This window comes from Winogradskyella sp. (assembly GCF_045105575.1).
GTDB lineage: Bacteria > Bacteroidota > Bacteroidia > Flavobacteriales > Flavobacteriaceae > Winogradskyella.
Window position 1 is genome coordinate 1 of record NZ_JBGCDQ010000019.1, and the last position, 11533, is coordinate 11533.

Here is an 11533-nt window from a genome sequence, read left to right on the forward strand (position 1 = left end):
TATTCTCACCGTTCATACGCCTGAGTATTACTATGACTTGGTCAATATTACCTTAGACCCAAGAGCGGCTCGTAAAATAGGATTTCCCCTAAGTGAAGTTCTAGTAGAACGCGAAGTTATTATTGCGGATGGCACTATAAAAGCAAGTGAATTTGCCTTAAAACATGGCATTGCGATGAATATTGCAGGAGGAACGCATCATGCCTATTCCGATCGTGGTGAAGCTTTCTGCTTATTGAATGACCAAGCGATTGGCGCACGTTATCTTCAGAATAAAGGATTCGCCAAAAAGATATTAATAGTAGATTTAGACGTACACCAAGGCAATGGCACGGCTGAAATTTTTCAAAATGACAACGCTGTGTTTACCTTTTCTATGCATGGTAAAAGTAATTATCCGTTTAAAAAGGAAATCAGTGATTTAGATATCGCTTTAGAAAATGATACGGATGATACTACTTACTTAAACTTACTAAAGTCCACATTACCAAAATTGATAGCCGAGCAACAACCCGATTTTATATACTACTTATGTGGAGTCGATGTGATTGCGTCTGATAAATTAGGGAAATTAGGGCTATCTGTTGAAGGCTGTAAAGAAAGAGACTGTTTTGTTTTAGAGCAGTGCAAAACATATCAAATTCCTGTAATGTGTAGTATGGGAGGTGGTTATTCTCCAGATATTAAAACCATTGTCGATGCGCATGCTAATACGTTTCGACTAGCTCAGGATATTTTCTTTTAGCTAAAAATTAACACGAAACACCACATTAGGAGTAAAACCCAAAGACCGCTGATTAACGTCTTCAACAACACCATTATTAAGCCTATAAAATGAATTGATAATATTCTTTTTATCTAAAAGGTTCCAAACCGATAATCCGACATTAGCGGTTTTGCTTTTACTGAGGTTAAAGTCATATAAGCCAGAAATATCAACCCTGAGATAATCTTGGAGTTGGTTAGAATTTGTGGCTTGGTAATTAATGGCATCATTACTAATTTCATTTCCCATAACCGGGTTTGTAATAGCACGACCAGAATTCCAGTTTAAACCTGCAGATAATTTAAGGTGGTCTCCGGTATAATTGGTTCCGAAGGTAATGGCATGCGTTACGTCAAAATTACTTGGGAAGTTGGTTTCTGGTAAAGCTTCAAACGTGTAATGATTATTCATATATGCATAACTTAACCAAGTATTAAATTGATTAAGTTCCTTTCTTACAATAACATCAACACCTTTAACGTCGTAGTTTCCGATGGTTCTAATAAATTCATATTGATTTTGAAAGCCTTGACTTTGCGTGGTAATACCTTTTACATTTTTATAATAGGCTCCTGCGCTAATTAACCAACCACTTTGGTTAAAAGACATGCCAACAGAACCTTGCCGACTTGTAATAACAGGAATATCAGTGTCGTTAGATAATTGCCAACGTCGCTTTTCAACACCCAAGAAGTCGTTCTGAAAATTAATGACTTGTGATGTATTCTGGTGTTTAAATTCACCCAAGACTTCAAAAGAAAAATGATTCAAAAATTTGTGCGAAAAACTCAATCTCGGCTCCAAAAGATGTTTACTGAATTTCCCAATGTAATTATAACGTAAACCACCAATAAAGTTGGTATTTCTATCTTTAGACTGGTAGGATAGTTGAGAAAAAATACCATGTGTTCTCACCACTTCAGACACCAGATTTCTAAACAAAGGACTGTCAACATCATCTAAATTGGTCACTTGCGTCTCCACAAAATGATAGCCGTTTCGCCAGGTTAAATTGGTATTAATTTTATAATCGGCCTTAAATTTTACACTGGTTTCAGACACCTTATTCTCTTGAAGAAAACGTTGTGCGTCTAAAATATTCGCATTTATCGATTTTAATTTATAATCCGTTTCATACCACTCAAAGCTGGTTTCAAATTTACTATTCCATAGTCTTGAATAAGCAATAGCACCAGCAGTACTATTTTGACTTAAACTACTTTCTCGAGAATCTTCAACCGCATTCACCATAGAATTTTCATTAAATACGAGCTGATTAGCGACATTAATAAAATTGACTCTCAGTTTGTCTTTATCGCTTATGTTATAAAGCCAACGCAAGGAAACATCATAAAAATCGAATGTTTTATCAGAATTTATAATATTTGCACTGTTATTTGCTATTTCGGTATCTTGAGAAATACGCTCAAAAAAGTTATTATAGGTTGGTGTTTCAGTAAAATCGCTAATTGATTTTCGTGCTGCGACTTGTAAAGACGATTTTTCGCCAATAGGCACATCTACAAAACCATTAGCATCAATAAAATTTAAGCCTATATTTCCTTTAAATGCATCACTCAAATCTTTGTCTGTTTCCATCGCAATTGTCCCAGAAACACCGTCAGTAAATTCGGTGCCAGAGCCATTTTTAGTCAGTGAAACGCGTTGTGTAATTTGAGGATTAAACATAGAAATGAGACCAAAAAAGTGACCTGATTGGTACATTTTTATATCGTCCCAGAGGATTAAATTTTGGTCGTGCGTGCCTCCTCTTATATTAATATTAGAAACTGTTTCATTACTACTTTGAATGCCTGGAAATGCCTGTACAGCCTGTAACACGTCAGTATCAATTAAACCTGGAAGAATATCGAAGTCTGAAATATCAATCTCAAAAGCACCATTATTCAACTTATTGATTCCTCTAACGATATAACCAGAAAGCATAACCTCGGATAATTCTTGAAGCGTCTGATTTGCTAGTATTGCAACCACCAAAACCATATTGTCTGTGGTTAACGTATAACTGAAATTTGTTTTTTCTTCTAAATAAAGTAGAGCCGTTTTTAATGCTATATCTTTTTTTGGAGGCACAATACGCACCTTAGCAATGGCATCTTCAGCATAGTTAAATTGAACGCTAAATTGAACTTCTAAAGTTTTAAAGATGTCACTGAGTGGTAGTGATTTTTGAGTCTTTTGCGCATGCATTACCAAAGAACCTATAACACTAAAACATAAGATGAAAATGTAGTGCCTAGTTTGTTTTACCATGAATTAGTACTTGATTGGGTAAACTAATTTCAAACGATAAATTCATGGGTTTTGTAATGGAGATAAGAGCATTTTCAAGATTATCATTTACAAAGTGTCCTGTAAATAATCGGCTACTATCAACTCCTTTAAACGTGACCTCAACATTGTACTGACGCTCTAGTTCTTCAATAACCGTTTTAAAAGGTATGGCCTTAAAGGCACTTCTATTGTTAGTCCATTTTGGTTGTAAATCTGTTATTTTATCTTCCGTGAATGTTTTATTTAGAACACGATAGGTTTCACCTGCTACTAATTGTCGCACAATGGTATCTGATGTTACTTTTACAATCCCTTCATAGCATTTGACTTCAAAATAATTTAATCTTGATTTTACATTGAATTCTGTACCGACTACGGTAACGATTCCATTATCTGTAATGACATCAAAAGTTTTTCCTTTCGCTACTTTAAAATAGGCTTCTCCATCAAGGTTTAAACTTCGTTTAGAATTCCAAGTCGATTCATCGTACGTAATTTTAGATGCCGCATTTAAGGTGACTTCAGATAAATCTGGTAAACTAATTGTTTCTTGTTCGCTCGCTAAGGTTTGAGTTTCGGTAAGGTCTGAGTTAAAAATGGTAAAATACAAGCCAAAACCTATAAGAAAGACACCAGCCATACGCATTAAAGGTTTTATCCAATTAAGACGCTTTACAGGTGTTCTATTTTGGTAGGCATTTTTAAAGGTTTCAAAATCATTCGCTTTAGAAAAATTTGATGCTTTAAAGTGCTCTGCCTTTTCTATTATATTTTGATTTATTGCATAGTCGTCGCGCTCACTAAATGCTTTTTTTTCTGCATCTGTGAGGTCGTTGTTTAACCACTTTTTTAATAAATCGTCTTCTTTCATTTTGTGCGTTCCTATTGATATAACAACTTCGGTTTTGTTTCTCCTGATTCTTTTTTTAAATATATTATAGCAATTTCTTAATCCATCTTATTTAATCGTTATTTTTTACAAGAACAACGCTAAAGTCCTTTCAAGGGGACAATCCACGCGTACAAACATGAGTTTATCTACTAGATTTCTAAAGATAAAAATAAGCAAGCTCTTACTTTATCTTAAAGTTTTCTAATTCTTTTTTCAGAATATTAAAAGCACTATAAATTCTATATTCTACCACCTTTTGCGTTACTCCTAAAAACTCAGCAATTTCGCTGTGTTTTTTGCCTTCAACCTTACTTAATAAAAAAGCCACGCGTTGGTCTTCATTCAAACTTGCCAATACTTTATTGTATTTTTCCAAATACTCGTCTTGCTCTAAAATAAATTCTGGAGTCTCGTTTGTATAATGTTTTGGTTTTGTTTTGTGATGATTTAAAACCACCTTTTGATGCTTAATTTCATTCAGCATCATATTGTTTGCCACTGTAAATAAAAACGATTTTGCTTTGGCAAAAGTCACCTTCTTACAATTATCCCAAAGTTTTATAAACGCATCTTGGGCTTTATCTTGAGGGTTAAATTGCGACCCATACTTATAATATAGAAAATTATGTAAATCGTTTGCATACTTGGTATAGACACGCTCAAAAGCGGAAGCTTCACAAATATTGTCATTTAAGTCTTGTGGCAAGGCATATTGGTTTAAATTGCAAGATATTGAAATATTTTTTAGAAAAGTTCAGGAGTTTTTAAATCTTAATTGTTATATAAGAAATGGCAACACATAAAATTATAGCCATCATGAAGATAAAGCCTTATATTTTACTTCTTTTTATAATCTCATTGGTATTTTCCTCGTGTAGAACGGAAGAAACCCAATTTATACAAGCGCCTGAAGATCAAAGATTAACAGCAACGACTAATACATCATTATTAATGGAGCGCACTGCCACCAACGATGGTTCTATAAACAACATTGTAGATAAGGCCAACTGTTTTGATATTGCTTTTCCGTATGTTGTAAATGCTAATGGTGCGCAAATTACATTGAACTCTAAAGCAGATTTTAAAACTTTAGAATGTGTTTTTGATGCTTCTGATGACGATATAGACAGCTTAACTATTATCTATCCCATTACCATAATTCAAGCAGATTTTACTGAAATTAGTATTAGTAACATTACTGAATTAGAATTTTATAGGAATGCGTGTAATGGAGAAAATATGAGCGATGACGATATTGAGTGTATCGATTTTCAATATCCTATTGAAGCGTCTACATTTAATGTGAATGAAGAATTATTAGAAACGCTACTTATTGAGAATGACCGTCAGCTCTACAATTTTGTAACAACTATTGATACGTCTGATATTGTAACCATGGAATTTCCACTTATGGTAACACTTTGGGATAATTCGGAACTAATGATTACTAATTTTAATCAGTTAGAATTAGAAATTGAAAATGCTATTGATATTTGTGATGAAGATGACGACTACGATTATAATGACGACGATTGCGACACTTGTGTACTTGCGGAAATTGAAAATTTATTAATAAGTTGTAATGACTGGTCTGTGAATACACTAAGACGCGATAACAATACTAATTACGACGCTGTTTATTACAACTATGCTTTTAATTTCTCTGATGATGGCACCATGGATGTCTCATGGAATACCACAACCGTTTCTGGCACTTGGGTTACTAGTGGTTCTGAAAATAATATTGAAATCATCATAAATATTCCAGCACTACCCTTATGTAATAATAATTGGGTTTTACAAGAAGTAAAAAACTGTAGTAACGAAACAGAAATTGATTTAAGAATTGGTGTTGATCGCATTCAATATGTAAAAAACTGCAATTAAAAATAAATAAACAATAACCATTAAAAATTAAAATTATGAAAAGAAATTACACACTCAAAGCCACATTAATGCTAGTGATGCTAACGTTAGGCTTAACACATTTAAGCGCTCAAGCAAATGTTAGAATTTTAAGAGTAGATCCTGCAACTAATTCTGTTACGCTTAAAAACTTTGGCGATACTGATGCTACTATTAGTGGATATTGGTTTTGCGTTCGTCCTGCTTATGCTCAGTTAGATGGAATGACTTCCGTTACAACACTTGCTCCAGACGAAGAGCTTAATGTTGCAAGCTCATTAAACTTAGTTGCTAGTAATGGTGAATTTGCTTTATATAATAGTTCTAGCTTTAGCTCTAGTACCGCAATTTTAGATTTTGTACAATGGGGAACAGGTGCTTCAAGTAGTAGGGAAGCAACAGCCGTTGCTGCAGGTCTTTGGGACGCAGGTACATTTGTGACTACTGCTCCACCTTACCAATATAGTGGAGATGGTACTCAAAATGGTGTAAGTAACTGGGTAACTCTAGGTATCGATGATTTTGAAACAACAAGCACTATTAGTTTATACCCAAACCCAACAACAACTACCTTAAATATTGACTTTACAAATACTATTTCCTCAGGAACAGTACAAGTACATGATATTTTGGGTAAACGTGTGTTTAGCCAAAGTATTAGTGCTAACAACGGTTTACAAATTGACGTTGCTAATTGGAATACTGGTTTGTACCTTGTTAAAATTGTAACAGAAAATAGTACAGAAACAAAGCGTTTTATAAAGAATTAATCTCAATCTTTATTTAACACTACTCATTTATTTCATCTCAATTTCGACTATACTTAATTGTGTTGCTTAGGCTATGCTCTTAAAAAAGGACGTTATTGAGATGAAATTTTTTAGTTTTAGAAGTCAACAGAATCTTCAAAAGGGTTATGAAACAAAACGTTCAAAAGCATCATAATTGAACTGCGCTTTAGATATTAAATAAAAGGAACTCCAAATCTATTCTGAATTCATTCAAGAATTATATCATAGCGTCTAATTTTAGAAAGATTATAAATACTGTAAAACTTAAGCTAAATTATCACAAAAATTTTATGGGTACTTTAACTATTCTTATCTTAGTAAAAAAAATAAAGACATGTTATCAAAAACCATAGAAGCTGCATTAAACAAACAAATTAGAATCGAAGCAGAATCATCCCAAGCCTATTTAGCGATGGCTGTTTGGGCAGAAGTAAAAGGTTTAGAAGGAATTTCTAACTTTATGTACGACCAATCTGATGAGGAACGTGAACACATGCTAAAACTAATAAAATTTGTAAACGAACGTGGAGGGCATGCACATATATCTGAATTGAATGCACCAAGTGTCACCTTCAACTCTTTTAAAGGGATGTTTGAAAAATTATTAGAGCATGAAATTTTTGTATCTGAAAGCATCAATGAATTGGTTCATATTTCACTTCAAGAAAAAGATTATGCTACTCATAACTTCCTGCAGTGGTATGTTGCCGAACAAATTGAAGAAGAAGCTACAGCAAGAAACATTCTCGATAAAATTAAAATGATTGGTGACGATAAAGGAGGTTTGTATTTGTTTGATAGAGATATTCAACAACTTACAGTAAGCTCTGCTGCAGACATACCAGTGCAATAACTGATATATCAATGATTAAAAATATAACCTGATTGTTCTTCATAAACGATCAGGTTTTTTTGTGCCTTAATCTGACAGAAAATTGTTAAAGTTTATTTAGAATAAATAAAAATAGGTATTTTTGTACTGTTGATACAATTTTTCAATGGGCAAAAAGAAAAAAGACAAAAAGTTAAAAAAGAAGCGGATTAAAGTTCTCGAAACTTCTGGGCTCGAAACACTTGGTAAAGTAAAGTCTAAATGCTGTAAGAAATTTAAGAAATCTGAAAACAAACGTTGCAAAAAATGTCCTTGTTTTGATTTATTAAAAAAGGTAGCGTAATTATTCTTTAATCGACTTTGTAATGATTTAGTGGCTAATTAGACTTAGTGGCTATAGATTATAGTTTTAAAGAATTTTCTACAAATGCCGTTCTTAATATTGGCAACGAAACAGACCTTAAGTCATTTAGAAACCCTAAGCAAGCCGAATTTTACACCTTTACTTGGGCAAACGCTCAGGCTATTGAAATTAGTATCGATAGTATTCCATTTACCCTTGCACCACAAAGTATTTTAATATTAACACCTATTTAATATCTTCAATATATAGAAGGTGCAGATGCTATCGTTTATCAATTTAATAAAGCATTTTATTGTAAGTAAATCCATATTTTATGGACTTAGATTATTAACTTTACCAGTCTAGTACTGACCAACATCATCATATGAGAAAAATAACTACTATTTTAAATTTTGCATTCACATGCAGCCTCGTATTCTTTTCTTCTTTTGCTGTCGTTGCACAAAGCGAAACTGATGACAATACTACAATTCGCATAGATTGGGACGTTTGTAAATATTACCCAAGCGCAGAAACACATGTTTCTAAAATTAATGTTCCTGAGTATATCCTTCAAAAAATGGCAAGAGGTGGTAGTAATTGCTCTACATTTATAGTGAATTATAACGGTTTTACACCAGAAGCTGAAGCCGCTTTTCAGTTTGCTGTAGATATTTGGTCTAACGCTCTTGAATCTGTGGTACCGATTAGAGTGGAAGCTAATTTTGGACCTCTAGATCCTGGTGTCCTTGGTGGAGCTGGGCCTGCAGGTTTTAGACTGATCTCTGTACCAGGTGTACCATCAAATACCGCTTTTCCACTTGCTTTGGCCGAAAAATTAGAAGCTTCAGAATTACCTGATGCATCAGAGACATTTTCTAACGATATTAATGCAACGTTTAGCAGTACTGCTAACTTTTACTTTGGAATCGATGGCAATACTCCAAGTAACCAAATAGATTTTGTTTCTGTAGTTTTACACGAACTTGGTCATGGTTTAGGCATTCTCGGATTTGGCAGAGTTGATGATCCAGATATGCCAACAGAAGGCGTTTTAAGGAATAATGGTTTTGTAAACGTTTGGGACAATTTTATTGAAAACGGCACACCAGAAGCTATAACGAGTTTTGCAGATCCATCCGCTGTGTTGTTAACGGAACTTACAGGAAATAATCTTTTCAGTAATGGCCCTATTACAACATTACAAAATAACGGCATAAAGCCTTCTACTTATGCACCAGCAGTATTTAGGCAAGGCTCTAGTTATAGCCATTGGGATGAGGCCACGTATCCACCAGGAAATGCCAATTCATTAATGACTCCTTTTATTTCTCGTGGTGAAGCCATCCATGATCCTGGTTTAGTAACACTTGGTTTTATGGAAGATATGGGCTGGAGTATTTGTGGAGGTTCATTATTATCGGTTAATGATTTTAATTTAAATACAGTGAACATCAGTCCGAACCCCTTCGATACTTCTTTCACTATAGAATTTAATTCAAATACTACTGATGTATTTAATGTAAGCCTTGTAGATATTAATGGCAGAGTAATACTTAACACTACAAAATCCGCCATTAATGGTAAACTGTCTATTTCTAATTTAGAGCATTTAAAACCTGCACTTTATTTTGTTAGAATAAGTAATACAATAACAGGCCATACTGTTATTAAAAAACTGGTTAAAGAATAACTCATCTTATTTTTTAAAAAAACGAAAGAGGTTACCTAGATACTATTACAATAGTTTTAGGCAACCTCTTTATATTGTCGGTAGTTTATTTACCAAGCATCAAAAGCTCACTACAAACTACCTCTGTAATGTAGCGCTTTATACCATCTTTATCTTCCCAAGAGCGTGTGGTTAGTTTGCCTTCTATGGCTACTTCTTTACCTTTTGTAATGTACTTTTCAATAATTTGTGCCGTTTTTCCCCATGCTACGATGTTGTGCATTGAAACAGGATTTACCTTTTCTCCTTTTAAATTTCGTTTCACAATCAATACTTACAACAATAACTACTAATACTGCATAACTTGATAGTCTGATACCTTTAGCATATTTGTCTTCTGGAATTATTATCCTCAGGCTTACAGTCCACAAACTCATTTTTTCACTTATCAAATAGTAAATTTAAAAAGTATTATAATTTATAAATTACAGAATGGATATTATGTTGCAAAAAACATTTTTAGATAAAAAACTGAGTCTTAGACTTTATCTTGATGTTGGCGGTAATACTCAAAAAAGGGACATAACTCACACTTTTGGGAACGATTTTATGTAAGCATAAAAGTGATTTTTAAGCAATTTTACAATAACAAATTAGACTAGAAATGAGAAGCGAAACCAAGCATCCAAATGATATAGACTTAGATAAAGCGATATTAGAAACAAAAAGCAATTTAGTAAATGATATATATGATACAAAAAAAGAGCCAAGAAAATCATTTGGAATCTATTTAAAAAATCAGAATAGACTTATAATGAATTCAATTTCCATTGCTGATAAAAAAGCAGCAATATTGATTAGAATAAACACTGCAATAATTTCTGCTTTAATAGTCTTCGAAGGTTATTTTGAAGGAAACTCATCCTTTAACAATCTAATAGTTCCAATACTGATTATTGGACTTTCTATTTCATTAATTTTTGCAATTCTTGCGGCAAAACCTTTTAGTTACGTCATGTATAAAGTGTTTAACAAAACCATAAAGAAAAAATATCCGAATTTAGAAGAAAATAACTTCATGCTATTTGAGGTTCCTGAATTCGAAGAATATGAATCATCAATGAAAAAGGTTTTGAAAAGTCAAAACTTACAAATAGGCAACCTTACAAGATTTAACTATTTTATGAGCAAAAGTATATCTAGGAATTATGTACAATTAGAAATAGCTTATACGGCTTTTTTAATTACATTCTTAGTAGTTGCCATTTTATACATTAAGACAAATTATTTTTGAACTTAAAATAAAAAGCGATAATTAATTAGGAATTCACTTTATATTCTCTCACTTGAGAGAACTAAAAAATTAACTTTAACTCGAAAAAACAATCAAAAAAATGACAAACGATATAAACGAGCACTTCCTGCAAAAAATATAGGATTAATTATGTTAACCACAAGTGACGGAAAATGGTTTGGAGAACCATCAAATAAGATTAATATATATCTTAATTTAAAAGAGAAAGTATAACTTTTTAGTTGTAATCAAAAAAACTATTACCAACAACGTATACAAAACACAGTTATTAAAGCGCAAGTCATTTGGTTTGCGCTTTTTTATAGTTATATCATCTTTAAAACTTTATAAACTAGATTTTCATTTCATAAATTTAATTCAACTTATTTTTTATTAAACGAGTACTTTAGAATCAACATAAGAAAACACTTTATCAATAATCATCATTAAAATAAAACAATTATAAGATGAAAGAATCAAAAGAATTTATGTTGCTATTTAGATACGAACCAAGCAACGAAGAACCGACTCAAGAACAATTACAAGAAATGCAAAAACTTTGGGGCGAGTTTATTGGAGGAATCGCTATGCAAGGAAACTTGGTAAGCACCCATCAATTAGGTTTTGAAGGCAAAAAAGTTTCACCAGATTTATCTATGGAAAAAGGATTTCATGTTTCGGACAATCAAATTATAGGTGGAAATATGATACTAAAAGCAGAATCCATAGAATCTGCCACTGAG

At 32.7% G+C, this 11533-nt stretch carries 11 protein-coding genes and 1 pseudogene; 8 read left to right on the forward strand and 4 right to left on the reverse strand.

Annotation, left to right across the window (positions count from 1 at the left end):
* Positions 1-745 (forward strand): histone deacetylase (locus AB8B52_RS04735; RefSeq protein ID WP_406025747.1); only part of this gene is annotated, 745 nt, incomplete at its 5' end.
* Here AB8B52_RS04735 and AB8B52_RS04740 read toward each other — a convergent pair.
* The 3 genes from AB8B52_RS04740 to AB8B52_RS04750 all read right to left on the reverse strand — a co-directional run bounded on the left by AB8B52_RS04740 (position 746) and on the right by AB8B52_RS04750 (position 4659).
* The gene (locus tag AB8B52_RS04740) at positions 746-2977 is read right to left on the reverse strand and encodes a TonB-dependent receptor plug domain-containing protein (protein WP_406025749.1); all 2232 of its coding nucleotides are present in this window, start codon (positions 2975-2977) and stop codon (positions 746-748) included.
* Positions 2978-3023: 46 nt separating this feature from the next.
* Positions 3024-3932 (reverse strand): FecR family protein, encoded by a 909-nt coding sequence (locus AB8B52_RS04745; RefSeq protein WP_406025751.1) that lies wholly within the window; start codon positions 3930-3932, stop codon positions 3024-3026.
* Between the two features lie 202 nt (positions 3933-4134).
* Positions 4135-4659 carry an RNA polymerase sigma factor gene (locus AB8B52_RS04750; RefSeq protein WP_406025753.1) on the reverse strand — a complete coding sequence of 175 codons (525 nt, stop codon included), beginning with the start codon at positions 4657-4659 and terminating at the stop codon, positions 4135-4137.
* Between the two features lie 83 nt (positions 4660-4742).
* On the opposite strand from AB8B52_RS04750, the gene AB8B52_RS04755 reads away from it, so the two are divergent.
* The 5 genes from AB8B52_RS04755 (at position 4743) to AB8B52_RS04775 (ending at position 9517) form a co-directional block, all read left to right on the forward strand.
* Positions 4743-5840, forward strand: a complete 1098-nt coding sequence (locus AB8B52_RS04755) for a hypothetical protein (protein WP_406025755.1) — start codon at positions 4743-4745, stop codon at positions 5838-5840.
* A gap of 35 nt (positions 5841-5875) precedes the next feature.
* The gene (locus AB8B52_RS04760) at positions 5876-6628 is read left to right on the forward strand and encodes a T9SS type A sorting domain-containing protein (RefSeq protein ID WP_406025757.1); all 753 of its coding nucleotides are present in this window, start codon (positions 5876-5878) and stop codon (positions 6626-6628) included.
* Positions 6629-6983: 355 nt separating this feature from the next.
* A complete protein-coding gene (locus AB8B52_RS04765; protein WP_406025759.1) occupies positions 6984-7502 on the forward strand; it encodes a ferritin in 519 nt (172 codons plus the stop codon).
* A gap of 369 nt (positions 7503-7871) precedes the next feature.
* On the forward strand, positions 7872-8078 hold the full coding sequence (locus AB8B52_RS04770) for a hypothetical protein (protein WP_406025761.1): 207 nt from the start codon (positions 7872-7874) through the stop codon (positions 8076-8078).
* Positions 8079-8209: 131 nt separating this feature from the next.
* Positions 8210-9517, forward strand: a complete 1308-nt coding sequence (locus tag AB8B52_RS04775; RefSeq protein WP_406025763.1) for a T9SS type A sorting domain-containing protein — start codon at positions 8210-8212, stop codon at positions 9515-9517.
* An 85-nt stretch (positions 9518-9602) separates the two neighbouring features.
* Here AB8B52_RS04775 and AB8B52_RS04780 read toward each other — a convergent pair.
* Positions 9603-9815: pseudogene (locus tag AB8B52_RS04780) on the reverse strand (single-stranded DNA-binding protein); the annotation flags it as partial.
* A 345-nt stretch (positions 9816-10160) separates the two neighbouring features.
* On the opposite strand from AB8B52_RS04780, the gene AB8B52_RS04785 reads away from it, so the two are divergent.
* Complete coding sequence (locus tag AB8B52_RS04785) at positions 10161-10790, forward strand: hypothetical protein (protein ID WP_406025764.1); 630 nt, start codon at positions 10161-10163, stop codon at positions 10788-10790.
* Between the two features lie 467 nt (positions 10791-11257).
* Positions 11258-11533 (forward strand): hypothetical protein (locus tag AB8B52_RS04790; protein ID WP_406025766.1); only part of this gene is annotated, 276 nt, incomplete at its 3' end.